The 25,069-nt window shown below is 39.4% G+C and carries 28 protein-coding genes; 6 read left to right on the top strand and 22 right to left on the bottom strand.

Going from position 1 to position 25,069, the window contains the following annotated elements; translation table 11 throughout:
* The first annotated feature begins 57 nt into the window (after positions 1-57).
* Genes aroK through ACWIT3_RS01790 form a run of 3 tightly spaced genes read left to right on the top strand, consistent with a single transcriptional unit; the run spans position 58 to position 2,599 of the window.
* Positions 58-585 carry a shikimate kinase AroK gene (gene aroK, locus ACWIT3_RS01800; RefSeq protein ID WP_046339606.1) on the top strand — a complete coding sequence of 176 codons (528 nt, stop codon included), beginning with the start codon at positions 58-60 and terminating at the stop codon, positions 583-585.
* 21 nt (positions 586-606) lie between these two features.
* Positions 607-1,695: a 3-dehydroquinate synthase gene (gene aroB / locus ACWIT3_RS01795; RefSeq protein ID WP_457161115.1), complete on the top strand. Its 1,089-nt coding sequence runs from the start codon at positions 607-609 to the stop codon at positions 1,693-1,695.
* 4 nt (positions 1,696-1,699) lie between these two features.
* Positions 1,700-2,599: a Dam family site-specific DNA-(adenine-N6)-methyltransferase gene (locus tag ACWIT3_RS01790; RefSeq protein ID WP_457161192.1), complete on the top strand. Its 900-nt coding sequence runs from the start codon at positions 1,700-1,702 to the stop codon at positions 2,597-2,599.
* Positions 2,600-2,645: 46 nt separating this feature from the next.
* Here the strand turns inward: ACWIT3_RS01790 and ACWIT3_RS01785 are convergent, their stop codons facing one another.
* A complete protein-coding gene (locus ACWIT3_RS01785) occupies positions 2,646-2,957 on the bottom strand; it encodes a DciA family protein (protein ID WP_457161114.1) in 312 nt (103 codons plus the stop codon).
* 89 nt (positions 2,958-3,046) lie between these two features.
* Between ACWIT3_RS01785 and secM the strand changes: the two genes are divergently transcribed.
* The 3 genes from secM to mutT all read left to right on the top strand — a co-directional run bounded on the left by secM (position 3,047) and on the right by mutT (position 6,638).
* On the top strand, positions 3,047-3,364 hold the full coding sequence (secM, locus tag ACWIT3_RS01780) for a secA translation cis-regulator SecM (protein WP_457161113.1): 318 nt from the start codon (positions 3,047-3,049) through the stop codon (positions 3,362-3,364).
* A 75-nt stretch (positions 3,365-3,439) separates the two neighbouring features.
* A complete protein-coding gene (gene secA / locus ACWIT3_RS01775) occupies positions 3,440-6,136 on the top strand; it encodes a preprotein translocase subunit SecA (RefSeq protein ID WP_457161112.1) in 2,697 nt (898 codons plus the stop codon).
* A gap of 94 nt (positions 6,137-6,230) precedes the next feature.
* The gene (gene mutT / locus ACWIT3_RS01770; protein WP_457161111.1) at positions 6,231-6,638 is read left to right on the top strand and encodes an 8-oxo-dGTP diphosphatase MutT; all 408 of its coding nucleotides are present in this window, start codon (positions 6,231-6,233) and stop codon (positions 6,636-6,638) included.
* Between the two features lie 79 nt (positions 6,639-6,717).
* Here the strand turns inward: mutT and ACWIT3_RS01765 are convergent, their stop codons facing one another.
* From ACWIT3_RS01765 to rhuM, 21 genes are all read right to left on the bottom strand, one after another.
* Positions 6,718-6,984: a DUF5339 domain-containing protein gene (locus ACWIT3_RS01765; RefSeq protein WP_046339599.1), complete on the bottom strand. Its 267-nt coding sequence runs from the start codon at positions 6,982-6,984 to the stop codon at positions 6,718-6,720.
* A 167-nt stretch (positions 6,985-7,151) separates the two neighbouring features.
* The gene (holA, locus tag ACWIT3_RS01760) at positions 7,152-8,216 is read right to left on the bottom strand and encodes a DNA polymerase III subunit delta (RefSeq protein ID WP_457161110.1); all 1,065 of its coding nucleotides are present in this window, start codon (positions 8,214-8,216) and stop codon (positions 7,152-7,154) included.
* 2 nt (positions 8,217-8,218) lie between these two features.
* On the bottom strand, positions 8,219-8,719 hold the full coding sequence (locus tag ACWIT3_RS01755) for an LPS-assembly lipoprotein LptE (protein WP_457161109.1): 501 nt from the start codon (positions 8,717-8,719) through the stop codon (positions 8,219-8,221).
* Between the two features lie 69 nt (positions 8,720-8,788).
* Positions 8,789-11,371: a leucine--tRNA ligase gene (gene leuS / locus ACWIT3_RS01750; RefSeq protein ID WP_457161108.1), complete on the bottom strand. Its 2,583-nt coding sequence runs from the start codon at positions 11,369-11,371 to the stop codon at positions 8,789-8,791.
* A 167-nt stretch (positions 11,372-11,538) separates the two neighbouring features.
* Positions 11,539-11,844: a heavy-metal-associated domain-containing protein gene (locus ACWIT3_RS01745; protein WP_457161107.1), complete on the bottom strand. Its 306-nt coding sequence runs from the start codon at positions 11,842-11,844 to the stop codon at positions 11,539-11,541.
* A gap of 10 nt (positions 11,845-11,854) precedes the next feature.
* Positions 11,855-12,208, bottom strand: a complete 354-nt coding sequence (locus tag ACWIT3_RS01740) for a hypothetical protein (protein WP_457161106.1) — start codon at positions 12,206-12,208, stop codon at positions 11,855-11,857.
* Complete coding sequence (locus ACWIT3_RS01735; RefSeq protein ID WP_457161105.1) at positions 12,183-13,289, bottom strand: transglutaminase-like domain-containing protein; 1,107 nt, start codon at positions 13,287-13,289, stop codon at positions 12,183-12,185. Before ACWIT3_RS01735 ends, ACWIT3_RS01740 begins: the two co-directional genes overlap by 26 nt.
* A 124-nt stretch (positions 13,290-13,413) precedes the next feature.
* A complete protein-coding gene (gene apaH, locus ACWIT3_RS01730) occupies positions 13,414-14,241 on the bottom strand; it encodes a bis(5'-nucleosyl)-tetraphosphatase (symmetrical) ApaH (RefSeq protein WP_457161104.1) in 828 nt (275 codons plus the stop codon).
* A gap of 20 nt (positions 14,242-14,261) precedes the next feature.
* On the bottom strand, positions 14,262-15,128 hold the full coding sequence (rsmA, locus tag ACWIT3_RS01725) for a 16S rRNA (adenine(1518)-N(6)/adenine(1519)-N(6))-dimethyltransferase RsmA (RefSeq protein ID WP_457161103.1): 867 nt from the start codon (positions 15,126-15,128) through the stop codon (positions 14,262-14,264).
* A gap of 101 nt (positions 15,129-15,229) precedes the next feature.
* Positions 15,230-16,159 (bottom strand): peptidylprolyl isomerase, encoded by a 930-nt coding sequence (locus ACWIT3_RS01720; protein WP_457161102.1) that lies wholly within the window; start codon positions 16,157-16,159, stop codon positions 15,230-15,232.
* 75 nt (positions 16,160-16,234) lie between these two features.
* Positions 16,235-16,780, bottom strand: a complete 546-nt coding sequence (pyrR, locus tag ACWIT3_RS01715; protein ID WP_457161101.1) for a bifunctional pyr operon transcriptional regulator/uracil phosphoribosyltransferase PyrR — start codon at positions 16,778-16,780, stop codon at positions 16,235-16,237.
* Between the two features lie 154 nt (positions 16,781-16,934).
* The gene (gene hisIE, locus ACWIT3_RS01710; RefSeq protein WP_457161100.1) at positions 16,935-17,552 is read right to left on the bottom strand and encodes a bifunctional phosphoribosyl-AMP cyclohydrolase/phosphoribosyl-ATP diphosphatase HisIE; all 618 of its coding nucleotides are present in this window, start codon (positions 17,550-17,552) and stop codon (positions 16,935-16,937) included.
* Entirely contained in the window at positions 17,546-18,325 is a 780-nt protein-coding gene (gene hisF / locus ACWIT3_RS01705; RefSeq protein ID WP_457161099.1) for an imidazole glycerol phosphate synthase subunit HisF, read from the bottom strand. The genes hisIE and hisF overlap by 7 nt, the downstream gene beginning before the upstream one ends.
* Positions 18,307-19,056, bottom strand: coding sequence for a 1-(5-phosphoribosyl)-5-[(5-phosphoribosylamino)methylideneamino]imidazole-4-carboxamide isomerase (gene hisA / locus ACWIT3_RS01700; protein WP_457161098.1), 750 nt, complete (start codon positions 19,054-19,056; stop codon positions 18,307-18,309). Before hisA ends, hisF begins: the two co-directional genes overlap by 19 nt.
* A 39-nt stretch (positions 19,057-19,095) precedes the next feature.
* Positions 19,096-19,773: an MOSC domain-containing protein gene (locus tag ACWIT3_RS01695; RefSeq protein ID WP_457161097.1), complete on the bottom strand. Its 678-nt coding sequence runs from the start codon at positions 19,771-19,773 to the stop codon at positions 19,096-19,098.
* Positions 19,773-20,366, bottom strand: a complete 594-nt coding sequence (gene hisH / locus ACWIT3_RS01690; RefSeq protein ID WP_457161096.1) for an imidazole glycerol phosphate synthase subunit HisH — start codon at positions 20,364-20,366, stop codon at positions 19,773-19,775. Before hisH ends, ACWIT3_RS01695 begins: the two co-directional genes overlap by 1 nt.
* A 1-nt stretch (position 20,367) precedes the next feature.
* Entirely contained in the window at positions 20,368-20,913 is a 546-nt protein-coding gene (locus ACWIT3_RS01685) for a TIR domain-containing protein (RefSeq protein WP_457161095.1), read from the bottom strand.
* Positions 20,903-21,739 carry a macro domain-containing protein gene (locus tag ACWIT3_RS01680; RefSeq protein ID WP_457161094.1) on the bottom strand — a complete coding sequence of 279 codons (837 nt, stop codon included), beginning with the start codon at positions 21,737-21,739 and terminating at the stop codon, positions 20,903-20,905. The genes ACWIT3_RS01685 and ACWIT3_RS01680 overlap by 11 nt, the downstream gene beginning before the upstream one ends.
* 104 nt (positions 21,740-21,843) lie before the next feature.
* Positions 21,844-22,935 carry a bifunctional histidinol-phosphatase/imidazoleglycerol-phosphate dehydratase HisB gene (gene hisB / locus ACWIT3_RS01675; protein WP_457161093.1) on the bottom strand — a complete coding sequence of 364 codons (1,092 nt, stop codon included), beginning with the start codon at positions 22,933-22,935 and terminating at the stop codon, positions 21,844-21,846.
* 36 nt (positions 22,936-22,971) lie between these two features.
* Positions 22,972-24,027, bottom strand: a complete 1,056-nt coding sequence (gene hisC / locus ACWIT3_RS01670; RefSeq protein ID WP_457161092.1) for a histidinol-phosphate transaminase — start codon at positions 24,025-24,027, stop codon at positions 22,972-22,974.
* A gap of 13 nt (positions 24,028-24,040) precedes the next feature.
* Positions 24,041-25,039: a RhuM family protein gene (rhuM, locus tag ACWIT3_RS01665; RefSeq protein WP_457161091.1), complete on the bottom strand. Its 999-nt coding sequence runs from the start codon at positions 25,037-25,039 to the stop codon at positions 24,041-24,043.
* Positions 25,040-25,069 lie beyond the last annotated feature (30 nt).

The raw sequence follows: 25,069 nt of genomic DNA, 5'->3' as shown, positions 1-25,069 counted from the left end.
TATTTTGTAAAAGATCATAATTATCAATGTTTTAATGAAAAAGAAGAAAAATTAGAGATGGCAGAAAAGCGTAATATTTTCTTAATCGGACCAATGGGCGCAGGCAAAAGCACGATTGGTCGACAACTTGCACAATTATTAAATATGGATTTCGTCGATTCAGATGGTGAAATCGAACAACGTGCTGGCGCAGATATCAGCTGGATATTTGACGTTGAAGGCGAAGCGGGTTTTCGCAAACGCGAAGAACGTATCATTAATGAATTAACGCAAAGACAAGGTATTGTACTTTCTACTGGCGGTGGAGCCGTATTATCAAAAGAAAATCGTAATCATTTATCCGCACGAGGTATTGTCATTTATTTAGAAACGACCGTTGAAAAACAATACCAACGTACACAACGTGATAAAAAGCGCCCGTTATTACAAGAAGTCGATGATCCTCGTCAAGTGTTGGAGGATTTAGCTAAAATTCGTAATCCTTTATATGAAGAAATTGCTGATATTACGTTGCCAACAGATGAACAAAGTGCAAAAGTGATGGCAACACAAATCATGGATCTAATCGATAATCTTAACGGTTAAGTGAGCAAAATAGGGCATAAGATGTTAAGTGTGAATGTTGAGTTAAAAGAACGCCGTTATCCAATTTACATTGGGGCGGGTTTATTGTCTGATGAGCGTTGTTATCCGTTAAATGCGGGTGATAAAGTCATGATCGTGACTAACCCAACTATCGCACAGTATTATCTTACTGACGTGACCCACACTTTAGAAAAAAAAGGATGTCACGTTGAACATGTCCTCTTGCCTGATGGTGAGCAATATAAAACACTTGATTCACTTAATCTTATTTTTACGGCACTTTTGAAAGCCAACCACGGACGTGATACGACAATCATCGCTTTAGGGGGTGGGGTGATTGGTGATGTCGCGGGTTATGCTGCGTCAAGTTATCAACGTGGTGTTCGATTTATCCAAATCCCGACAACTTTACTTGCGCAGGTAGATTCTTCTGTGGGAGGAAAAACGGCCGTTAATCATGAATTAGGTAAAAACATGATTGGGGCATTTTATCAACCTTGTACTGTGATTGTGGATACCTTGACACTACAACGTTTACCGAAACGTGAAGTCAATGCAGGTTTGGCGGAAGTAATTAAATATGGCGCTATTTTGGATGCGACATTTTTCTCATGGTTAGAACAGCACATTGATCGTTTAGTTGCGCTTGAACAAGAATATTTGCAATACTGTATTGCTCGTTGTTGCCAAATAAAAGCAGAGGTTGTAGCACGTGATGAAACTGAAAAAGGTGATCGTGCCTTACTTAATTTAGGTCATACATTTGGTCATGCTATTGAGACTCATTTGGGCTATGGGAACTGGTTACATGGCGAAGCAGTAGCCGCAGGCATGATGATGGCGGCTGTATTATCAGAAAAGTTAGGTCATTTGGCGCATGAAGATGTTGCCCGTCTTGAGAAATTACTCGCTCGTGCAAATTTACCTACGGTCTCTCCAGATACGATGCAAGCTGAAGATTATTTACCACATATGATGCGTGATAAGAAAGTATTAGCAGGTAAATTACGTCTTGTTTTATTGAAAGCGCTGGGGCAAGCTTATGTAGCAACAGATATTGATCATGCACTTGTATTAGATGCGATTCGTTGCTGTTCACAGGTCGATTAAACGCATGCCGCCTTGCCGAAAACAGCCTGTTAAAGCAAAACGCTTAGGCTTCAAAAAAAACACTTCATTACCAACATTAAAATACCGTCCATTTTTAAAATGGGCGGGGGGAAAATATCGTTTAGCGGATGAAATTAATAAAGTTTTGCCCAAAAAAAATAAATGCTTAATTGAACCTTTTGTTGGTGCGGGTGCAGTATTCTTAAATACTAATTTTGAACGCTACATCTTGGCAGATATTAATCCTGATTTGATCAATTTGTTTAATTTGGTTAAAACAGATGTTGAACGTTATATTGCATCATGTAAAGTTGTCTTTTTTCACCCTGATGCAAACACGAGCGCATATTATTATGCACAAAGAGCCAAATTTAACGCCTCACGAGACACTTTTGAACGTGCAGTGCTCTTTTTGTACTTAAATCGCTTTTGTTTTAATGGATTATGTCGTTATAACTCAAAAAATGAATTTAACGTGCCTTTTGGTGCTTATAAAAGACATTATTTCCCAGAAACTGAATTGCGTTATTTTGCTGAAAAAGCGCAGAAAGCGGAGTTTATTTGTGCAGATTTTCAACATACATTTTCTTTAGCGGATGATAAATCTGTGATCTATTGTGATCCGCCTTATGCACCTCTTATCCAAGAAAGTAATTTTACCAACTATGCGGGTAATGAATTTTCTTTTCAACATCAAAAACAGCTTGCAGAGCTTGCACATAAAACCGCAACGGAACGTCATATCCCAGTCGTGATTTCAAATCATGATACAAAATTTACACGTGAAATCTACCATGCGGCTAAATTGAAAGCGATAAAAGTTCAACGTTCAATCAGTCATCAATCAGAACGACGTGTCAAAGTCGCAGAATTAATTGCTGTTTTTCAGACGATAGTGAAATAGAATCCTATTGTTTGAACACATACACATAAGTCTTCTTAGTCTGTGTTTACTTAGTTGAAGATAGGTTAGGATTGATTGTGAATTTGAGTGTTTTTACTTCAGGATAATTGACGTTAACCATCGCTAATAAATGGTTTTGCTGAAACATTAATGCTTGTCGCACCATTGCATTTGCAACTTCTATGTACAACGTTTCTTGTTCTAAATTGGCAACGTGATATAAGCCTTGATAGTGTTTTGGGAAGTGTTGTTGTAAATGTAAGTTTAATTCATTGAGAAACAACCCTTTTTTCATAATTTTAGCTAAATTTGAATTTTCTAGTAGTTCAGTGACCTTTACAGGTTTTTCATATCTCATCGGCTTGTTTTCTCACTTTTTACCTCAATCTTTATGACATTGTAGCGAATTTCCGCTACAATACGAAAGATTTTTGGCAAGCAGGTATCATGATGATTTTAACAAAAGGTAAGCATAATTTTTGGTCGCAATTGCTTTTAAGTATGATTGCAATTTTAGCTTTACCGCAGGCACAGAGTTTACTGAATCAAACGAATGTCACAAATGAAAATTATCAAAATACCCAACTCATCCAGCATCAGAATACGCGTTCTGTCACAATAGTACAACAAGTTCAGTTACAACAAAGAAAGGCTGTTGTTACCTCTCAAGATTCTCAGCATCTGTTAAAAAATGAACCGCACGTTCTGGTTATTTTTGCGTATTCCCTCCCTCTAATTCGTGCGGGTCCGACTTTTTCTTCCTAATATGATGACACGGGCTGTTTTTTGTTAAACGGCTGATAATTTTATTGATTTATATTGAACTAGAAGAAAAAGATTATGTTTAGAAGTATTCTCACAAAAATTTTTGGTAGCCGTAACGATCGTATTTTACGTCGTTTAAATAAAATTGTTATTAAGATTAATAAGTTAGAACCTGAATTTGAAGCGTTAAATGATGAAGCATTAAAGGCAAAAACGGCAGAGTTTAAAGCGCGTTTAGCACAAGGCGAGACATTAGAACAGCTTTTACCTGAGGCCTTTGCTACAGTGCGTGAAGCGAGTAAACGTGTTTTAGGTATGCGTCATTTCGATGTGCAATTATTAGGCGGTATGGTGTTAACTAACCGTTGTATTGCGGAGATGCGTACGGGGGAAGGGAAAACGCTCACGGCAACTTTACCTTGTTATCTTAATGCGTTGACAGGGAAAGGTGTGCATGTTGTGACCGTGAATGATTACCTTGCCCGTCGTGACGCTGAAACAAACCGCCCACTCTTTGAGTTTTTAGGCATGACGGTGGGGGTGAATGTACCAGGTTTATCACCTGAACAAAAGCGTGAAGCGTATGCCGCTGACGTGACCTATGCAACGAACAGTGAATTAGGTTTTGATTATTTACGTGATAATTTAGCACACAGCGCAGAAGAGCGTTTTCAACGTTATTTACACTATGCTTTAGTGGACGAGGTTGACTCAATTTTAATTGATGAAGCGCGTACGCCATTGATTATTTCTGGACAAGCGGAAGACAGTTCAGAATTGTATATGACCGTAAATAAACTGATTCCAAATTTAGTCAAACAAGATAAAGAAGACAGCGAAGAATACCAAGGAGAAGGGGATTTCACGTTAGATTTAAAAACCAAACAAGCGTACTTAACAGAACGTGGACAAGAGAAAGTAGAAAATTGGCTAACGGCACAGGGCTTGATGACGGAGCAAGAATCGCTTTATTCCCCTTCTAAAATTTCACTATTACATCATGTTTATGCGGCATTACGTGCGCACACCTTGTTTGAGCGAGATGTGGATTACATCGTGAAAGACGGTGAGATTGTGATTGTTGATGAGCATACGGGACGTACGATGGCAGGTCGTCGTTGGTCTGATGGTTTACACCAAGCGATTGAGGCAAAAGAAGGCGTACGCATTCAGAGTGAAAACCAAACTGTTGCTTCGATTACTTACCAAAACTATTTCCGTTTATATGAAAAATTAGCGGGTATGACAGGTACTGCAGATACTGAAGCTTTTGAATTCCAACAGATTTATGGTTTGGAAACAATAGTGGTACCGACTAATCGTCCAATGATTCGCGATGATCGTACGGATATTATGTTCGAAAATGAAGAATATAAGTTTAATGCGATTATTGATGATATCAAAGATTGTGTTGCACGTAACCAACCTGTTTTAGTAGGAACAATATCGATTGAAAAATCAGAATTATTATCTAACGCGTTGAAAAAAGCGGGGATTAAACACAATGTATTGAATGCAAAATTCCACGCACAAGAGGCAGAAATTGTAGCAAATGCGGGTTATCCGGGCGCGGTAACGATCGCCACGAATATGGCGGGACGTGGTACGGATATTGTGTTAGGTGGTAACTGGAAGGCAGAAGTCGCGAAGTTAGATAATCCTACTCAAGAACAAATTGATGCGATTCATTCTGCTTGGCAAGCACGCCATGATATTGTGAAAGCCGCGGGTGGATTACACATTATTGGGACTGAGCGTCATGAATCTCGTCGTATTGATAATCAGTTACGTGGTCGTTCTGGTCGTCAGGGGGACCCTGGTTCTTCTCGTTTTTATTTATCTTTAGATGATGCGTTGATGCGTATTTACTTGAATGAGGGTAAATTAAACTTAATGCGTAAAGCATTCAGTACAGCAGGCGAAGCGATGGAGTCTAAAATGCTCACGAAAGTGATCGCTTCTGCACAAGCAAAAGTTGAAGCGCATAACTTTGATGGGCGTAAAAATTTATTAGAATTTGATGATGTAGCCAATGACCAACGTCATGCGATTTATGCACAACGCAACACATTACTCGATAATGAAAATATTTCGGATACGATTGACGTTATTCGTGAAGATGTCTTTAATCAAGTGATCGATCAATATATTCCGCCACAATCATTAGAAGAAATGTGGGATGTGCCGGGGTTGGAACAACGCTTAAAACAAGATTTTGCGTTAGATTTACCTTTAGCTAAATGGTTAGAAGAGGATAACCATTTTGATGAGGATGCATTACGTCAGCGCGTGCTAGAAACGGCAGTTGCCGAATATAAGCAAAAAGAAGCGATTGTGGGTGAACAAACAATGCGTCATTTTGAGAAAGGCGTGATGCTACAAACATTGGACGAGCTGTGGAAGGAACACTTGTCTGCTATGGATCATTTACGTCGTGGTATTCATTTACGTGGCTATGCACAGAAAGATCCAAAGCAAGAGTATAAAAAAGAGTGTTTCCAAATGTTTACCGATATGCTTGATGCTTTGAAATTAAGTGTGGTGACTACACTAAGCCGCGTTCAAGTACGCACACAAGAAGAAGTCGAGCAGGCAGAGCGTATACGTCAAGAAACGGCTCGCCGTGAAAATGCAGCGATGCATTATAGCGGCGATAGTGATGAACAGCATGAAGATCTTTCGAACGAACGTCGTGTTGGGCGCAACGAACTTTGTCCTTGTGGTTCGGGCAAAAAATATAAGCATTGCCATGGCAGCAAAGCAAAATATTAATTTGCTTTTGTATATCAGTTGAGTTGAAAAGTGCGGTGTTTTTCACAATTTTGTTGAAAATCATGCCGCACTTTTTATGATTAGGATGTAATGTATGACAAAACCTTTAGTTCAAGTTGCCGCAGGGATTATTCGTAACGAGTTTGGTCAAATTTATTTAACACAACGTTTAGAAGGTCAAGACTTTGCACAGGCTTTAGAATTTCCTGGGGGGAAAGTCGATGCAGGTGAAACACCTGAGCAAGCATTAAAACGTGAATTAGAAGAGGAAATAGGGATTCATATTTTGCATGCAGCCTTGTATGAGCGTTTTCAATTTGAATACCCCACGAAACGTATTTCCTTTTATTTTTATTTAGTGGATGAATGGTTTGGTGAGCCTTTTGGACGTGAAGGACAAGAAGGTTTTTGGGTTGCACAAAGCGAATTGGATGCGGGGCAATTTCCACCTGCGAATGCGAAACTTATTCAACGTTTGCTTGCTGAAAGTACAGTGGAATAACTCACCGATTTGATTCCACTCATCCCAATAGAAAGACATAAACCCTGCGATTGCAGGGTTTATTATTTACTGTATTGGATTATTTTTGACCCATTGCAGCTTTCATTTGTTTAAGCTGTTCGGTTGCTTGGTTACAACTTTGCTCTTGCATTTGTTTTGGCATCGCAGCAAATTGTTGTTTCGCTGCATCATATTGTTGTTTGATCATAGCAGCTTGTTCTGCTGGAACATTTTTAAGATATCCTTCATATTCTGTGAAATATTTTTCACAAGCTGGTGATAAATCTGCTGCAGATGCAGTCATAGCGATACCAGATAAAGTGATTACTGCGAATAATTTTTTCATAAATGAATCCTTAATAAATGATTTTATGTTATAGATAAAAATTTGCCAAAGGCGATTTATTATACTATTTGGGTATAGTTAAATATACTGTTTTTTGAAATTTTGACCAAATTGAATGAAGCAAAGTCACGATAAAGAAAAGTCACGATAAAGAAAAGTTATGCACATTAGCACTGTACATCAATTGATGAGGGAGGTGGGAGACAAATTGTGATACTTAATTCGGCGATTTTTTCCCAAAGATCTGCACTGAAATCCTGCTTTGCTAAACGTTCTAACTCGGCGAGCTGCTGGAAAATGAGGTAAAGTTGTTTATAGGTTAAACGTTGGAATGCTTGTGTAAAAAGCGGACGGCGGGTTTGCCACACTTTTAAATGGTCGAATTTTTCACGAAGTTGTTGAGTTGGTAAGTGTGCTTCAATCGCGATGCGATGTGTCGGTTTAGCGAGTTCTAATAATGTCATAAGCTCGCGCTGTAATGTACGTAGAAGAATAATGGGTTGGATGTCTTCGCCTTTTAATCCTTCCAAAATACGTAGTGCACGTTTTGTTTTTCCTTCTAATAAAGCATCTACCCATTGAAAAGGAGTAAAGACAGAAGCTTGTTCAACAGTTGTCTGTACACGTTGATAAGTTAATTTATTGTCAGGGTAGAGTAAAGCCAGTAATTGTAGGCTTTGTTTGAGTGCCAATAAATTATTTTCATGGTTATAACAGAGCAATTGTACCGCTTGTTCTTCAATGTTAAGCCCCATTGTTGTGGCTCGGTTATAGATCCAACGTGGAAGTTGTTCAAGATTTGGTGTTTGACAATTCACTAAAATGGCGTGTGGTTCGTAGTGATTCAGCGCGATAAACCATTTTTGCTTTTCTGTCATTTTTGTCAGTTTCGGGAATTGTAATACCAGTAGCACATCTTCATTGAGTAAGCTGACTAATTCTTGTAAATCTTGTTGGAGAGGTGCGGTAAGATTTTCAGGTAAATTGAGAAACAGAATTTGTTTTGTAAAAAATAGCCCCATGGACTGACACCGTTCAAAGATATCATTCCAATTAGTATTGGTATCAATTTGAATGATGTTTTTTTCATCAAATCCTTGGCTTAGCGCAGCTTGACTGATCAGATCTTGGCTTTCATTTAATAATAATGGATCTTGACCCACTAAATAATAGGCTCTAGCGAGCCTATTGGTGAGCGAAGCATTGAGCTGTTCAGTAAAAATACGGTTCATTTTTATTTTTGAACTTGGTGTTGCAGCGCAACCATTTTGGTGATGAGTTGGCGTGCTGCTTGCTCTCGCATATCATGCCAAATCACCTCTTTTTCCGCGGATTTTGCTAAGGCTGCACGTGAGTTATCAAAGAAAGTGCGGTTGACTTTAGCGGAAATTGGGAATGGCGCTTTATTCGGTAGTTTTACGACCGCTTCAACTTCTAAAAGCTGGACTTTTTCTGCTTCACGTCCATGTTTAAAAATTGATGCTACTTGGTCATGAGTACTAATTTTATTTAAACGCAGTACTGGAACCTGTGCTTTCGCGTTGACCAGTGTAATGTTATTTAATTGCAGCTGTTTTCTTAAAACAATCGTCATTTCACTATAAGGATCGCTACTTTCTAATGTTAATGTACGCAATTCTTTTGGAATTAAACCACCATTTTGAAATTGGAAGCCACAGGCGGTCAAGAAGCTAATGCTGCTAATGAGTAGCAAGCGTTTAAGTTGTGTTAACATAGTTCAATCCTTAGTTTCCCTCTTAACTTTCCCTCTTATAGAAAGAGGGAAAGTTAAGATAAATAGACATTATTTTGCAACAAAGCTCAATAATTTACCTGGTACATAGATGGTTTTCACAATGTTCAAACCATCTAAGTGTTTACTTACGTTGCTATCAGCTAATGCTACTTGCTTGATATCTTCTTCAGACATATCTGCAGGCACAGTCACTTTAGCACGTACTTTACCGTTTACTTGTACCACAACTAATTTTTCATCATCAACCATTGCCGCTGCATCTGCTTCCACCCAAGGTGCGAAGTCGATCGCTTCGGCATTGCCTAATTCTTTCCATAATTGGAAACAAATGTGTGGTGTGATTGGGTAAAGCATACGTACAACGGCACTTAACGCTTCTGCCATAATCGCACGATCTTGTGCTTCTGTTAATGGCGCACGAGTTAATTTGTTCATTAACTCCATAATGGCAGCGATTGCAGTGTTGAATGTTTGACGACGACCAATATCATCGCTCACTTTCGCGATAGTTTTGTGTACATCACGACGTAATGCTTTTTGGCTCGCTGAAAGTGCGGTCGGTTCTACTGCAGTTTCCGCTGGATTTTTGTTGTATTCAAATACTAAATTCCATAAGCGACCTAAGAAGCGTTTTGCCCCTTCTACACCAGATTCTTGCCATTCAAGAGTCATTTCTGCTGGTGAAGCAAACATCATAAATAAACGTACCGTATCCGCACCATATTTTTCCACCATTTCTTGTGGGTCAATACCGTTATTTTTGGATTTTGACATTTTAGTCATACCAGAGTGAACCAATTCACGACCTTCTTTATCAAAGGCTTTTAAGATACGACCTTTTTCATCACGCTCAAGCGTGACTTCCGTTGGCGATACCCAAATACGCTCATTCGTTGGTGAAGTGTAATAGAACGCATCTGCTAATACCATCCCTTGACACAAGAGTTTCTCTGTTGGCTCATCGCTTGTTACGAAACCTGCATCACGCAATAATTTATGGAAGAAACGGAAATACAATAAGTGCATTGTCGCGTGTTCAATACCACCGATATATTGATCCACTGGTAACCAGTAATTCGCTTCTTCTTTGTCTAACATTGCTTCTGCAAATGTAGGTGACGTGTAGCGTGCGTAGTACCAAGATGATTCCATAAAGGTATCAAAAGTATCTGTTTCTTTTAATGCAGCCTGACCGTTGTAAGTGGTTTTTGCCCATTCTGGATCCGCTTTGATTGGGCTTTTCACGCCATCCATTACCACATCTTCAGGCAATACAATTGGTAAATCTTGTAATGGTGCTGGCACTACATCGCCGTTTTCTAAAGTCAGCATTGGAATTGGCGCACCCCAGTAACGTTGACGAGACACACCCCAGTCACGTAAGCGGTAGTTGGTTTGTTTTTTACCTACGCCCATTTGTGCGAGTTTATCGGCGATCGCGTTAAACGCATTATCAAAGTCTAACCCATCAAATTCAGCTGAGTTCACTAATTTACCATGTTCTGTGAAGGCGGCTTTATGAAAATCCCAGGCTGAATTATCTAATGGTTGAATGACTTGTTTAATCGGTAAATCATATTTCAACGCAAATTCATGATCGCGTTCATCATGACCAGGTACGGCCATGACCGCACCAGTACCATAATGCATTAATACAAAGTTTGCGACCCAAACGGGGATTTTGGCTTGTGTGATTGGGTGAACAACATATAGACCCGTTGCCATCCCTTTCTTTTCCATCGTAGCCAGTTCAGCTTCTGCCACTTTGGTGTTTTTACATTCTTGAATGAATTGCGCTAATTCTGGGTTATTTTCCGCCGCTTTTTCTGCTAAAGGGTGCGCTGCTGCAACAGCAACATAAGACACACCAAAGAAAGTATCAGGGCGTGTGGTATAAACGGTTAAGCTATCTTCAGAATTGTCTAATTTGAATGTGATTTCAACCCCTTCTGAACGACCGATCCAGTTACGTTGCATTGTTTTTACTTGATCTGGCCATAATGGAAGGTTGTCTAAGTCACCTAATAATTGCTCTGCATAATCAGTGATTTTGATAAACCATTGTGGAATGTCTTTTTGTTCCACAGGGGTATCACAACGCCAACAGCAACCTTCGTGAACTTGTTCGTTCGCCAATACAGTTTCATCGTTTGGACACCAGTTCACCGTAGAGGTTTTTTTGTACACTAAACCTTTTTTGTATAACTCAGTGAAGAACCATTGTTCCCATTTGTAGTATTCAGGTTTACACGTAGTGACTTCACGATCCCAGTCAAAACCAAAGCCCAAGATTTTGAGTTGGTTTTTCATATAATCGATATTTTCGTAAGTCCATTTTGCAGGTGCCGTTTTGTTTTTGATTGCAGCACCTTCAGCTGGCAAACCGAATGCGTCCCAACCCATTGGTTGTAATACGTTTTTCCCGTTCATACGTTGATAGCGTGAAACTACATCACCAATGGTGTAGTTACGCACGTGACCCATATGCAGACGACCTGATGGGTAAGGGAACATTGAGAGACAGTAATATTTGGGTTTATTAGTATCTTTGATGGCTTTAAATGTTTTATTTTTAGCCCAGTATTGTTGAACTTCTGGTTCAATTAAATCGGGACGGTATTGTTCTTGCATAATGTTACCTTTGCTCTTAACCGCACTTTGCGGGACGAATTTACTTAAGAAAATGTGATATAGGATAGCGTAAAATGGGGAAAATTGACACTAAAGTGAAAGGATTTTTTGCGTTTTAACCGCACTTTCCGCTTAATTAGAAACGTGCGGTACTCACTGTTTGATTTTTAAGGTTGTAATGACAGAATTTCAGGCGTGTATTTGAGTTTACGAATCGCTTCGACAAATTGCTGATTGTCCACAGATTGTTTCGCCACAATGTTCACTACACGATCTTTAAAACTGGCTTTTGTGGATACGACTCCATCAATATTACGTAATTCTTTATTCACGAGATAAACACAAAGCTGACAAGTCATTTCTTTAATATGAATAGACACCTGCTTTTCGTCTGCATTCACGCTCGGCGCTGTAGCGTAGCTGATATTAAACAAAGAGAAAAACAAGAAAAATGCACAGAGAATTTTTTTCATAACACACCTTTTATTCTAGGAAATAAGGCAATAGTGTTGGATAAAGTAAGAAAAATAACATGGTCGCGAACACTATTGCATACAAGATAATCAGGCTTTTACGTGACAGATATTTTGTGCAGATGATTTTTTTGGAAAACGTGAGCAACCAAAAACCATAACCAAATGCGACTAATGAAACCACGAGCATGGGAATGCGTAAATAATCGTATTCGTGCAAACTGACGAGCCACGTTGAAGAGACGCCAAAAGCCAAATAGACCAAAGGCGCAATGCAACATAACGTTGAGGTGACCGCAGCAATCACTGCAGTCACACAAGTCGCAATAAAGCTCTTGTTATAGTTCTTTTGAACTGAATTCATAGCTGAACTCTTTCGGATCAAAAGAATTTAACGGATCGCCGCCAATTTCAGCATACGGATAACCAAAGTTATTCAATGGTGCAATTTCTGGCAATGGATAAAGCTCGAAATCACGCGCGTGATTGTAGCCCACCCAGTTCATTTCCCAGTTGCCAAATAAATAGCGAGATACGGCTTGCGTATCAGGGGCATTCACTGCTTTTTTCTCGGCTAAGCGCATTTTAGTCACATCGGCAGGATCGACGGGTACCCAGCCAAAGCCAGCTAAATAAAATTCAGCCCGACAATGTTGTCCACCACTCACTTTCGCCAATTTATTCTCATCAGCACTGCCAAACGCGCCTTTGGAGTATTTGCCCATTTTTACCGCTTGACCTAAGCGTAAGCCAAAAATTTCACGCGCAGGAATGTTTGAGGCACGCGCTAAAGCAACAAACACTGAGTTGATATCAGTACATTTTCCTTTTAGGACACCTGTGGTTAGGATTTTTTCTACATCGCCATCACCGCAGCCTAATACTGAGTTATCGCGTTCCATGTTGTTGACGATCCATTGGTGGATTAATTCGGCTTTTTTCAGTGGATTAGTTTCGTTACCCACGATTTTGTCTGCATATTCTTTTACAATGCCGTCAGTTTTGATGTGTGTTGTTGGTTTTAAATATTCCAAAACATCAACAGAATATTGAATTTTATGTGGCACTTTATAATCTTTTAGCGCACCTTGCAGCATAGGTTCGCGATCTTTAGTTTGAATCACTAATTGGATTTTTAAATTGCGTTTATCTGCATTTTCATCCCAATTTGCAAATAAGGTTTTTGCACCATATTGGTTATTTTCAGTGATATAGGCAGATTTGTAATTGCCTTCAAATTTCACTGATTTCACTTCTTGGTATTCATTGTTGAATGGCAGAGGGACCCATAAGTTTGTTTCCCCCGCGGAACCTTTTGGTACAGCCAAATTAAAGGACTTGGTGAGTTCGTAAGTATGGATATCTGTGTGATAATTTTGTTGAACAGAAGTTGCAAGAGCAACAGTTGAGCAGGTAGCAAGCAGGGTTGCAAAAAGTTTTTTCATGGAATTGTCCTGTATAGATAAATAAACATAACATGTTATATGCATCTCGTCTTCATTTGCTTTTTTTATCAGCAATGAATGTTGCACAGACTACCTTAAAATGAACAGAAAAGAAACTGGTTAATTAAAAATCAGTGTAATTTTTTAGCGCAGGTTGTGTGAAATAGTGCTTATCTTCCCAACGCAGCATTGTCATACGATTATTCCATACACAGCCCGTATCTAAGGCATAGATATTAGCAGGCGTTGGTGTGTCAACGAGACTTGCCCAGTGTCCAAACACAATCGGCGTGTTTTGATAGAGTGGGTTATCTAAATTAAACCAAGGGGTGAGTGCTTCTGGTGCAGAGTCTGGCGGTTGTTTGCAATCGAAATCCAAACGATGATCCCAATAACAAAAACGCATTCGCGTGAATACGTTAATGCTGTAACGTAGGCGATCTAAGCCTTGCAGATTGTCGTCCCAACGATCAGGATGATTTTGGTACATATTTTCGATCAAATAGCGATAATCTCCGTCGCGTAACACGTCTTCCACTTCGTTGGCACATTGCTTAGCGGTCACCAGATCCCAATCAGGTGAAATACCTGCGTGGACCATCACAAAATTGTGCTGTTCATTGTGAACGAGCAACGGCTGATGACGTAACCAGTCAATTAATTCGTCAAAATCAGGGGCATTGAAAATGGCATCCACACGATCGCGTGGTTTCACACGTTTAATACCAAGTGCGGTGGAAATTAAGTGCAAATCGTGATTACCCAACACCGTTTTGGCGGATTGACCAAGGGATTTGACAAAGCGTAAGCACTCGAGAGATTTATCTCCACGAGCCACTAAATCACCGACTAAATAAAGCTGATCCTTTATCGGATCAAACTGTACTTTTTCGAGTAAAAGCTGTAATTCGTCGTAGCATCCTTGTAAATCACCCACCAAATATGTCGCCATTTTGCACCGCACTTATTCCATTAATCGTCTAAATTTTCAATCACGTCGTCTTTGTTGACATCGGCTGGTGGATTGTCTGCTAACCAGTTGGCTAAGCGAGCATAATCCGCAATCGATAAGTTTTCTGCACGCGCGGTTAAATCAATGCCTAATTCAGTCAGTTGTTCTGCGCTGAATAAGGTGGATAACGCATTTCGTAATGTTTTACGGCGTTGATTAAACGCTTGACTACATACGCGATTTAACCAATATAAATCTTTTACGGGGTGCGGCAATGCTTTGTGTGGTACTAAACGCACCACTGCTGAATCCACTTTCGGCGCAGGTTTAAATGCGGTTGGTGGCACTTCAAGCACAGGCATGACCTGACAGAAATATTGCGCCATGATCGTCAAACGACCGTAAGCTTTGCTATTTGGACCTGCACATAAACGTTTTACTACTTCTTTTTGTAACATAAAGTGCATATCTTGAATGCAATCGTGATACTTAAATAAGTGGAACATCAACGGTGTAGAAATGTTGTAAGGTAAGTTACCAAACACACGCATTTTTTGATTTTTTTCAGCAAGTTTAGCGTCTTGATACAACTGACCAAAATCAAACTGCATTGCATCCGTTTCAATCACCGTAATTTTGTGATGTAAAAAAGGGTGGTGGCGTAAACGCTCTGCTAAGTCGCGGTCTAATTCCACTACAGTTAAGTGATCGACTAAATCCCCCACAGGCTCAGTTAATGCCCCTAAACCTGGGCCGATCTCAACTAAAAATTGATCTTTTTGGGGATAAATTGCCGTAACAATACTTTGAATGACATTATCATCATGTAAAAAGTTTTGCCCAAAACGCTTACGGGCGGTATGTCCTAAATGTTTTTTTGAATTCATATTTTCTCAATTGTGTAGAGTGATCACGATTAGCAAAATTGTGATCTATTATAAAGCAAAATCCCAGCGAATGTGCTGGGATTTCTCAATTAATTCAGGCGTTATTTTAAGTAACGAATCTCGGCGTGTTTACGTAGCGCTTTGACCCAATCTCTTTCTACATCTTTTACTTGTTCATTGACCAATTGCTCATACGCTTTTTGGCGATATGCATCAATTGTGCGGTCACTGTCACGCACGGAGGTTACTTCTAAAATATGCCAACCAAATTCAGTTTTAAATGGGGCGGAAATGGTTCCTGTTTTAGTTTGGAGTACGGCTTTTTGGAACGGACCCACGTAAGTTTCAGGAAAAGCAAATCCTAAACTTCCACCATTTGCACCAGAAAGGTAGTCTTTTGAATACTGTAAGGCCGCATCTGCAAAACTGGTTTTACCCGCTAAAATATCAGCACGAATTTGTGTCAATTGTGCTTTAGCTTGTGCATCATTTAATAATGGATTTAATTTCAATAAGATATGACGCACTTCGTATTGTTTACCAGAGACTTTTTTCTCTGTCCCTTTTGCTTTAGCCTGTTGCAAAAGTTGTTGGCTTAACGCTTCTACCTGTTCTCTTTTCACGTCAATGCTTTGCCCGATCGCTTGGTTGCGTACTTCGCCCATCACCATTTGATTTGCAATTTGTTGACGATACGCGTTATAGCTAATACCTTGATAATCCAAGGCATCTAATAATTGACCAAAAGTAAGACCGTTTTGAGCAGCAATGCCTTCGATAATTTGGTCTACTTGAGCATAATTCACTTTAATTCCCGCGTTCTCGATAGCTTGTTGCACAAGAATGTCGTCAATCACTTTATCTACTGCTGCTCTGTGATCGCCTTTTTTACCGAGATGTTTTTTAACTTGGCTTTCTAAAACGGGAACACCATTTACGGTAGCTACCACACGCTCAGCGGCTTGTGTTGTTGAAATAGCAAACAATCCGATGACAGCGACAAAAATAGATTTGATGTGAATGGTTTTCATGCGTTATTCCATTATTTTAAATAAGTTAAAGATGACAGTGATTAGAGTATCAATTTTATAAAAGGTTCACAAACTTTATTTAGTCGGTGACAACAATGCAACTTCATAGCAATGATCAAATTTCATGGTACGGACTTGTACAGCTTCATTACGGCTGGTAGGAACATTTTTACCCACATAATCGGCTCGAATAGGCAATTCACGATGACCACGATCAACAAAGATAACTAACTCAATTTTGGCGGCACGGCCGAAATCAACCAAGGCATCTAATGCAGCACGGATAGTTCTACCCGTGTAAAGCACATCATCAACCAAAATGACTTCTTTATTTTGAATACTGATGAAATTTGAGGCGCCGCTGTAGGTTGGCGTTTGGGAATGGGGTTCGGCATATTCAAGATCATCACGATAAAAAGTAATATCCAAATCAATAGAAGGTAAGTCAACTTTGGCTAAATCTGCGATTTTTTTCTTTATAAGTTCCGCAATTTCAGCACCGCGTCGTTTAATGCCGACGATGACGACATTGTCTAAGTTTTGATGTTTTTCAATGATTTCGTGTGAGATACGGGAAATGGTACGGAGAAATTGGTTTTCATCAATAATGATTTTTTCCATAATAATCGACCTAATTAAATAAGAAAATTTGGGCTCTAAAATAGCATAAAAGAAGTCAATATCCTATAGGGAAATAAAGTGAGGAACGCGTAAACTTTTGAAAAAATCACCGCATTTTTCGCTTATTTGCGATAAAGTGCGGTGAATTTTGTGATTATTTTGAATGACGTTCTTTGAGTTTACCAATCACATCTGCCCAATTTAAATCGGCATCTTGTAGTAATACCGTCAAGTGATAAGCCAAATCTGCCGCTTCACAAATGGTTTCATTACGATCTTTAACCGTTGCCGCAAGCGCTGTTTCCACGCCTTCTTCGCCTACTTTCTGCGCAATACGTTTTGTGCCTTTTGCATAGAGTTGAGCGGTGTAAGAACTTGCTGGATCAGCACCTTTACGCTCCGCAATCAAACGTTCTAACTTACTAAAGAAAATCCAATCAGGTTGGGTTGCATTGTCAAATTGATAAAAACAACTTTCTGCGCCTGTGTGGCAAGTTTCCCCGATTGGATTGACCAAAATCAGCAATGTATCGTTATCACAATCTAGGCTCATATCCACCACATTTAAAAAATGCCCAGAGGTTTCACCTTTTGTCCATAAACGGTTTTTAGTACGCGAAAAAAAGGTTACTCGTTTTTCCGCGAGTGTTTTTTCTAGCGCCTCTTGGTTCATATAACCCAACATTAACACTTCACAAGTGGTTGCATTTTGGATAATGACAGGCAGTAAATTATCGACTTTTTGCCAGTTGATTTGTTCTCTATTTAACATGACGCTCTCACCTCAATATTCTCTTGTCTTAAATATGACTTCAATTCCCCAATATCAATAATGCGTTTATGGAACACGCTGGCTGCGAGTGCGCCATCAACATTGGCTTCGATAAATGCATCTCGGAAATGCATCATTTCGCCTGCGCCGCCTGAAGCGATTAGGGGAATGTGGCAAACTTCGCGCACTAATTTTAATTGGGCGATGTCGTAGCCTTGGCGGACGCCGTCTTGGTTCATCATATTTAATACGATTTCACCTGCGCCACGTTGTTGTACTTCTTTCACCCAGTCGAGTAATTGCCAATTGGTTTGGCGAGTGCGACTTTCATCGCCTGTATATTGATTGACCCAATATTTGCCCGTTTCTTTTTCAAACCAGCTGTCGATGCCTACCACGATGGCTTGCACGCCAAAGCGATCGGCTAAGCGGTTGATTAAATCAGGATCGGCAAGTGCGGGTGAATTTATGGAAATTTTATCTGCACCAAAGGCAAACAGTTTTTCCGCATCTTCGACACTTTTAATCCCACCTGCCACGCAAAATGGAATATCAATCACTTGTGCCACACGCTCCACCCAGCTTTTATCAATGGTTCTACCGTCCGAAGAGGCGGTAATATCGTAGAAAACTAGCTCATCTGCACCTTCTTCAGCATAGCGTTGAGCAAGTGGCACAATATCGCCAATAATTTCGTGGTTGCGGAACTGGACACCTTTCACTACTTGTCCATCACGCACGTCTAAGCAAGGAATTATGCGTTTTGCCAACATGCGATCGCCTCCTGCACATTAAATTTGCTTTCTAATAATGCACGACCAACAATCACACCAGCCACGCCAGTGCCTTTTAATGCTTCAACATCTGCTAGAGAGCCAATTCCTCCTGATGATTGGAATTGAATGTTTGGGAATTGTGCGCAGATTTCTTGATAAAGTGCCACATTTGAACCTTGCAAAGTCCCGTCTTTGGAAATATCAGTACATAACACGTGTTGCAAGCCCACTTCGCTAAAATCCGCAATTAGGGCTTCTAACGAAACACCGCTATTTTCTTGCCAACCGCTTACGGCAATCTGTTTTTCACCTTGAGCATTAATATTCACATCTAACGCCAACACGAATTTTTCGGCACCGTATTTTTTAAACCATTGTTTGACCATTTCCGGTTGTTTGACCGCAGTTGATCCAATGACGACGCGGTTCGCACCAACAGCTAATAAATCGGCGACATCTTGTTCGGTGCGGATACCACCACCTACTTGAAGCGGGCAATTCACCGCCTTGATAATCTCACCAATCAGTTGTGTTTGACGTTTATTCGGATCTTTTGCACCGGTGAGATCTACCAAATGTAATTGCTTTGCCCCTTGCTCAACATAGGTTTGGAATTGGGCTATCGGATTATCGGAATAAAGGGTTTTCTGCCCGTAATCACCTTGATACAGACGCACCACCTGACCGTCAATCAGATCAAGTGCGGGGATAATTTGTGATGTTTTCATTGTGTTTCCTGTGTTTATTCTTAAAAGTGTTTTCACAAATCACGACTTAGACGCTTTCTCAACTCGTTGTAATTGATTTCGCAAACTACGCTTAAATGCTTCTGCTAAAGCATCACAATTGATTGCAAGCTCCAACTCCTCTCTCGTTAACTCTTTCTCAGAGCCAGAAAGTAATTTATTTAAATGTTTAATGGTTAAATTTGGGTAGGGGCATTGGATGCGTTGTACTAAATCCAGAGTTTTAATTTCACCTTCTTGCAAAACTCGAACATACCAACCAGATAATCCTGAATGTCTTACTACATGGTGAGTATCTTTATTGCCTGTGTTTTTCGATAAACGATCGCAAGGTTTACGCGGTTGAGAAACCTCCACAATTGCAGTACCAATTTGATAGCGATCACCCACGCAAACATTCTCTTCATTCCACCCAGATACAACGAAATTTTCACCATAGATTGCAATACCTTGGTAATCAAACTCCTTGTTAATTAGTGCGGTTAATTTCTGGAAAGATTCATCTGACATAAAAAACAGAGCTTTATCCACGCCGCCATGATGTGCGGTTAAACCCACCTCATTGCCTTCAGCGCCAAGTTGATGAACTTTCACCATAGGCACAGGTCTTTTGCGGATAGCCGTTTCTAATGTAGAACCATCTGAAAAAGTTAGGGTTTCTACACCACCGACTTTAATCATCAAAATTTCAGATCGCATTAACAATTCTCCACAAAGTTACGCAAAAATAACGCCCCTGCTTTACCTGAACGCTCAGGGTGGAATTGTGCGCCATAAAAATTGTTATGCTGAATGACTGCAGAAAAAGGCACACCGTAATCGCAAGTGGCAACGGTATGCGAATTCGGCAACACGCCATAACTATGCACAAAATAGAAATAGCTATCTTGCTCAATGCCTGCAAATAACGGGTGATCAGCAACATAATGCACTTTATTCCAGCCCATATGAGGTAACGGCAACTGACAATCAGGCAATTTTTCTGTTCTGCCTGACATCAGTTTTAACAAGTCCAAATTGCCCTCTTCGGAATATTCGGTCATTAATTGCATACCTAAACAAATTCCCAAAACAGGCTGAGTTAAGTTGTGAATAACTTCAATTAAGCCCAAATCTGCTAGATTTTGCATCGCTGCTTTAGCAGTGCCGACACCAGGTAGAATCAATTTATCAGCAGAGCGGATTTGCTCGATATTATCAGTAATTTCTGCGTGATAACCCAAACGATCAAAAGCAAATTTGACTGAAGAAAGGTTAGCGCAACGGGTGTTGATGATGGTTAGTTTGGGCATATTAACTAATTCCGAATTCTTTATATGCATTATCACTATAATAAGATAATGGGGTTAAGGTGTTTTTTGAATGAATAGAGAACTGAGATATTGCATCTAAAATTGGTAATTTTTTAAATGGAATATGTATACATTTTACTTTTCCTGCACAAATTGCATTTGCTAAAGAATTAGGCCAATATGCTGACAATTTTTGTGGAGCCTGTATTTTCTCAAAGTCTGTATAGCAAACAATAATAGGTAAACCTAATTCTATAGCTATGTCAATTTCATAGTTAAGCATTTCTCGATCATTTCTAGTATCATTTGATAAAATTAATATGAAATTTTTCGATTCATTTAAACGTTCTCTTAGTCTTCTCTTCAACGTATCTTTCTGACTTGAATCCTTAACAGAATATGTTTTTTTATGACTGTCACTAAACTTAAAATCATTAGAGTGACTTTTCCAAGCTTTAAGCAGATTGAAATACTGTATATCACTCTCATATGGAGTTGTCGTATCTTGCCCATCAAAAGCGACATAAGTTCCATTTCTATATGCCATTTTTTATCCCTTTTATATTAAACAAGTTTATATCGTTCATGTTATTTTCATGAATGACAATAACTAATTTTGATTTTTTATGGTTAAATCTCATAGGACTTAATTTAAATGTCCAAAGAATAATACGAAGTAGATCTTCATCAGAGATTGGATTGTTTTCTTCAATTCTTGTTATTCCTGAGCCAAAAATTGGTATGACTACTGTTCTTAAAGCATAAAGCTTGTCAACTTTTTTCCAAAAATTCATTAAGAATGTAATATATTCGTCAATTGTTAAAACTGCACGGTTATCTTTATCGAATTTTGAAAATGCTGTTAGCAAATACTTATCATTATAAATAATCGTTGTACCCAAATCGTATTTCTTATCTTTTCCCACTTTTCTTGTTTTATCTAATTGATATCTCTCATTTTTTAGCTCATTATCTAGAAAACTATCAAAAGTATTAACATTTTTTATATTCTTTTCTATAAACTGTCCATTGATTGTTCTTTTTGCAATTAACACATTATCCACTAAGGTATCAAAGTGCTCATTAAAGCTGATTGCAATCAAAGAATTATCATCCTCTTCAAATAAATTGCCTTTTTTAATTTCAACTGTTGTTCCATCTATTTCTAAAGATATCTTCTCTAAAGAATTTGCTTTATATAACTTATATATGAAGATAGTAAATAATAAAAATAAAAAAATAATTCCAATATGTGTCTTTCCGTCTTGTGGGATTTCCCAAAAATATAAATATGTGCCTGCTAACATACTTAAAATTGAAACTATATTGGTATAAGAATTCCATAGTTTTTTATCTATAATTTTAACTTTCATATATATAAAAACTCCTTTAAGTGTTAGTTTCTACAAATGATTAAAATCTATTAAAAATTAACCATACTTTAAGTCATATGTAATAAGTCTATATATTTTTCAGATTACAAAACTCCCTTACTACTCGGCAACTCATTCCCTTCTACCTTAATACACTGTCTCAACGTGCGACCAAACACTTTAAACAGGCTTTCGATTTTGTGGTGGTCGTTGTCGCCTTTCGTTTTTAGGTGCAGGGTTGCCATTAAGGTATAAGCGATAGATTGGAAAAAATGCTCCGTCATTTCGGTGCTGAAGTCGCCCACTTTGTCGCGTTTAAATTTGGCTTTGAATTTGAAATATGGGCGACCGGATAAGTCCATCGTACATTCTGCTTTGCATTCGTCCATTGGCAACACAAAACCGAAGCGTTGGATGCCTCGTTTGTCGCCGAGGGCTTGTTTTAATGCCGTGCCGAGCGCAAGTGCGGTGTCTTCAACGGTGTGGTGTTCGTCAATCCATAAGTCGCCTTTGCAGCTCACATTCATTCTAAAACCGCCGTGGGTAGCGATTTGATCGAGCATATGATCGAAAAAGCCCACGCCCGTTTTGATGTCGTTCATCCCTGTTTCGTCCAGCCACACTTGCACTTTAATATCTGTTTCTTTGGTGGTGCGAACCACTTCCGCATAGCGTGGTGTTCGATCGGCAAGTGCGGTCTGTTTTGGCAAAAGTTTTTCAACAATCAGATCCCAATTGAGTTTCTCTCGATCATATTGCAACGCACGAATGCCAAGGTTTTCCGCCAGTTGCACATCGGTGTATCGGTCGCCAATCACAAAGCTGGTGGCAGGAGCGAACAATTTTTTATCAATATATTTTTTCAATAATTTGACTTTAGGCTTACGGCAATCGCAGTTATCTTCTGGTTTGTGTGGACAAATTAACACTTCATCAAATTCAATGCCTTGAGACTTAAATAATGCCATCATTGCATTGTGCGGTTTGTCAAAATTCTCTTGTGGAAAAGATGGCGTGCCTAAGCCATCTTGGTTGCTGACCATCACAAAACGGTAAAAAGGTTTGAGCTTCAACAGCGCTGGAATGACATTCGGCTCAAATTGCAATTTTTCTAAACTGTCGATTTGAAAATCGGTTTTCGGCTCATCAATTAAGGTGCCGTCGCGGTCGATAAAAAGAATAGATTGTTGTGTCATATTGTTATCCTGTTTGTCTTTTGTTCTGTTTGTATCTTATGCAATTTGACGAATAGCTTCAATCACTTGGCGGTTTTCTTCCACAGTACCAACAGTGATACGAATGCAGTTTTCTAACATCAATGCGCTGTGTTGATTACGTAAGATAATGCCCTGATCCCAAAGGGTTTTAAATACCTTTTGCCCATCCTGAAATTTCACTAAGACATAGTTGCCGTCGCTTTCGAAGACGTTTTCAACACAAGACAATGTGCGAAGTTCGGTTTCAAGTGCGGTACGATTTTGCAAAATTTCTTGCACTCGTTGTGTCATCACTTGTAAGCCGTCTGTTTGTAAGGCTTGAGCAGCAATATCAGCCACAGGCACAGGCAATGGGTAAGGCGCAATAACTTTTTGTAGCACATCGATTAATTCTTTGTTCGCAAGAGTAAAACCACAACGCAAGCCCGCTAATGCAAAGGCTTTGGATAGGGTGCGGATAATCGCCAAGTGCGAGTAATTTTTTAGCTCTGTGACCATTGTCGCTTGTGGGCAAAATTCAATGTAAGCTTCGTCAACCACCACAATGGCTTTCTCTCTCGTCATTTCTAATAAAGCTAACAAATCTTCACGATTCACTAACGTACCCGTTGGATTATTCGGGCTACACACAAACACAACTTTCACACCTGAAAGATTGCGTTCAATTTCCGGTAAATTCAGCTGAAAATCGGCGGTTAAAGGTACGGTTTTTAATGCAATGCCACAGGTTTCGGCGCTTACAGAATACATTCCATAGGTCGGTGGGCAGTAAAGCACGCTATCTTGCGCCTCACAAAAAGCACGGATAATCAGCTCGATACTTTCATCACCGCCTCGGCTGACTAGCACATTTTCAGATTTCACCCCTGCATAGTTGGCATAGCCTTCAATTACTGCTTGAGGCTGTGGCTCGGGATAGCGGTTAAAAGTGCGGTGAGTTAAATCAAAATTTGGCGAAGTTGGGTATTCATTCGCATTCAACCAAATATCGCCTTTACCACCCAAACGGCGTGCGGATTGATAAGGCGTTAAGGCTTGGATATTTTTACGTGAAAGTTGTGAAATCGGCATATTGTGTTCCTGCTTAATTATGTGTTTTTAATAAAATAAAATGTTCGATAAGTTTAATCATGAGCTCTTTTTGCTCTGGCAAGCTTTCTGCTACTAATAGGGCCAAGGCGACTAATGTATTATCATTAATGAGTTGCTCAACAGGTTTTTCCAACAATCCCTGATTCAGGCGTAAGTACCATAAAAATAAAAAGGATCCAGAACGTTTGTTACCATCTGCAAATGGATGGTTTTTAATCACAAAATACAGCAAATGTGCGGCACGACTGGCAACATTTGGATAAAACCACTCCCCACCAAATCCTTGCTCAATAGTTGCAATAGCAGAAGCCAAACCATCAGAACGCAGTTGACCAAACAACTCAGTCGCTTCCCCTTTTTCAATCAAGGTTTGTTTTAATTGATCAATTGCTTGTAATACCTCATTAAAAACTAAGGCTTTCATTTCTGGCTGTTTGACTCGATTTTCAACCAAACTTTGTTCATCGTAAGCCTGCAATAAACTCCAAGTTCGGGCATAGTCTTGCACTACGCTAATGACTGCTTGCCCGTCGTCATTGATTAAGGCTTGATTAGTCAGTGTACGGCTTAATAAGGCAACAGCCTGACTAAATTCAATCCCTTTTTCTTGTAAACGACGTTCATTTATCGCATAGCCCTGCACTAAAAATTGTTTTAAGGTCTGTGTTGCCCATTGGCGGAATTGAGTCGCTCGTTTAGAACTAATACGATAGCCTACGGAAATAATGGCATCTAAGTTGTACAGTTTTCTTTGACGTTTAACTTGGCGATTCCCTTCTTTTTGAACTTGTAAGAAATTCTTACAAGTTGATATTTCATCCAACTCACCTTCAGCATAAATATGCTGTAAGTGCATAGTGATATTTTGTGGTTTAACTTCAAATAAGTCCGCCATCTGTGCTTGAGTTAGCCATACCGTTTCTTGTTCAAAAGAAACCTGTAATGCAATTTTGCCGTCTTCGCTTGTGTAGAGCTGGATTTGATTGTTCATTTATTTTCCTTAATAAACTGTATAAAATCA

The sequence above is a fragment of the Pasteurella sp. P03HT genome, from assembly GCF_054052285.1.
This window is presented reverse-complemented; position numbering and strand designations above follow the sequence as displayed.

What these genes read in the sequence shown, in the direction of transcription:
- ACWIT3_RS01735 (WP_457161105.1), bottom strand. Translation starts at nt 13,289, where the DNA reads ATGAAAAAACTTTTTGCAACCCTGCTTGCTACCTGCTCAACTGTTGCT.
- leuS (WP_457161108.1), bottom strand. Translation starts at nt 11,371, where the DNA reads ATGCAAGAACAATACCGTCCCGATTTAATTGAACCAGAAGTTCAACAA.
- ACWIT3_RS01680 (WP_457161094.1), bottom strand. Translation starts at nt 21,739, where the DNA reads ATGAAAGTTAAAATTATAGATAAAAAACTATGGAATTCTTATACCAAT.
- secM (WP_457161113.1), top strand. Translation starts at nt 3,047, where the DNA reads ATGATGATTTTAACAAAAGGTAAGCATAATTTTTGGTCGCAATTGCTT.
- pyrR (WP_457161101.1), bottom strand. Translation starts at nt 16,780, where the DNA reads ATGGAAAAAATCATTATTGATGAAAACCAATTTCTCCGTACCATTTCC.
- ACWIT3_RS01720 (WP_457161102.1), bottom strand. Translation starts at nt 16,159, where the DNA reads ATGAAAACCATTCACATCAAATCTATTTTTGTCGCTGTCATCGGATTG.
- ACWIT3_RS01695 (WP_457161097.1), bottom strand. Translation starts at nt 19,773, where the DNA reads ATGCGATCTGAAATTTTGATGATTAAAGTCGGTGGTGTAGAAACCCTA.
- rsmA (WP_457161103.1), bottom strand. Translation starts at nt 15,128, where the DNA reads ATGAATTCAAAAAAACATTTAGGACATACCGCCCGTAAGCGTTTTGGG.
- holA (WP_457161110.1), bottom strand. Translation starts at nt 8,216, where the DNA reads ATGAACCGTATTTTTACTGAACAGCTCAATGCTTCGCTCACCAATAGG.
- ACWIT3_RS01740 (WP_457161106.1), bottom strand. Translation starts at nt 12,208, where the DNA reads ATGAATTCAGTTCAAAAGAACTATAACAAGAGCTTTATTGCGACTTGT.
- hisIE (WP_457161100.1), bottom strand. Translation starts at nt 17,552, where the DNA reads ATGTTAAATAGAGAACAAATCAACTGGCAAAAAGTCGATAATTTACTG.
- aroB (WP_457161115.1), top strand. Translation starts at nt 607, where the DNA reads ATGTTAAGTGTGAATGTTGAGTTAAAAGAACGCCGTTATCCAATTTAC.
- secA (WP_457161112.1), top strand. Translation starts at nt 3,440, where the DNA reads ATGTTTAGAAGTATTCTCACAAAAATTTTTGGTAGCCGTAACGATCGT.
- mutT (WP_457161111.1), top strand. Translation starts at nt 6,231, where the DNA reads ATGACAAAACCTTTAGTTCAAGTTGCCGCAGGGATTATTCGTAACGAG.
- rhuM (WP_457161091.1), bottom strand. Translation starts at nt 25,039, where the DNA reads ATGAACAATCAAATCCAGCTCTACACAAGCGAAGACGGCAAAATTGCA.
- ACWIT3_RS01790 (WP_457161192.1), top strand. Translation starts at nt 1,700, where the DNA reads ATGCCGCCTTGCCGAAAACAGCCTGTTAAAGCAAAACGCTTAGGCTTC.
- ACWIT3_RS01765 (WP_046339599.1), bottom strand. Translation starts at nt 6,984, where the DNA reads ATGAAAAAATTATTCGCAGTAATCACTTTATCTGGTATCGCTATGACT.
- hisC (WP_457161092.1), bottom strand. Translation starts at nt 24,027, where the DNA reads ATGCCGATTTCACAACTTTCACGTAAAAATATCCAAGCCTTAACGCCT.
- ACWIT3_RS01745 (WP_457161107.1), bottom strand. Translation starts at nt 11,844, where the DNA reads ATGAAAAAAATTCTCTGTGCATTTTTCTTGTTTTTCTCTTTGTTTAAT.
- ACWIT3_RS01785 (WP_457161114.1), bottom strand. Translation starts at nt 2,957, where the DNA reads ATGAGATATGAAAAACCTGTAAAGGTCACTGAACTACTAGAAAATTCA.
- ACWIT3_RS01755 (WP_457161109.1), bottom strand. Translation starts at nt 8,719, where the DNA reads ATGTTAACACAACTTAAACGCTTGCTACTCATTAGCAGCATTAGCTTC.
- hisB (WP_457161093.1), bottom strand. Translation starts at nt 22,935, where the DNA reads ATGACACAACAATCTATTCTTTTTATCGACCGCGACGGCACCTTAATT.
- hisA (WP_457161098.1), bottom strand. Translation starts at nt 19,056, where the DNA reads ATGAAAACATCACAAATTATCCCCGCACTTGATCTGATTGACGGTCAG.
- ACWIT3_RS01685 (WP_457161095.1), bottom strand. Translation starts at nt 20,913, where the DNA reads ATGGCATATAGAAATGGAACTTATGTCGCTTTTGATGGGCAAGATACG.
- apaH (WP_457161104.1), bottom strand. Translation starts at nt 14,241, where the DNA reads ATGGCGACATATTTGGTGGGTGATTTACAAGGATGCTACGACGAATTA.
- aroK (WP_046339606.1), top strand. Translation starts at nt 58, where the DNA reads ATGGCAGAAAAGCGTAATATTTTCTTAATCGGACCAATGGGCGCAGGC.
- hisH (WP_457161096.1), bottom strand. Translation starts at nt 20,366, where the DNA reads ATGCCCAAACTAACCATCATCAACACCCGTTGCGCTAACCTTTCTTCA.
- hisF (WP_457161099.1), bottom strand. Translation starts at nt 18,325, where the DNA reads ATGTTGGCAAAACGCATAATTCCTTGCTTAGACGTGCGTGATGGACAA.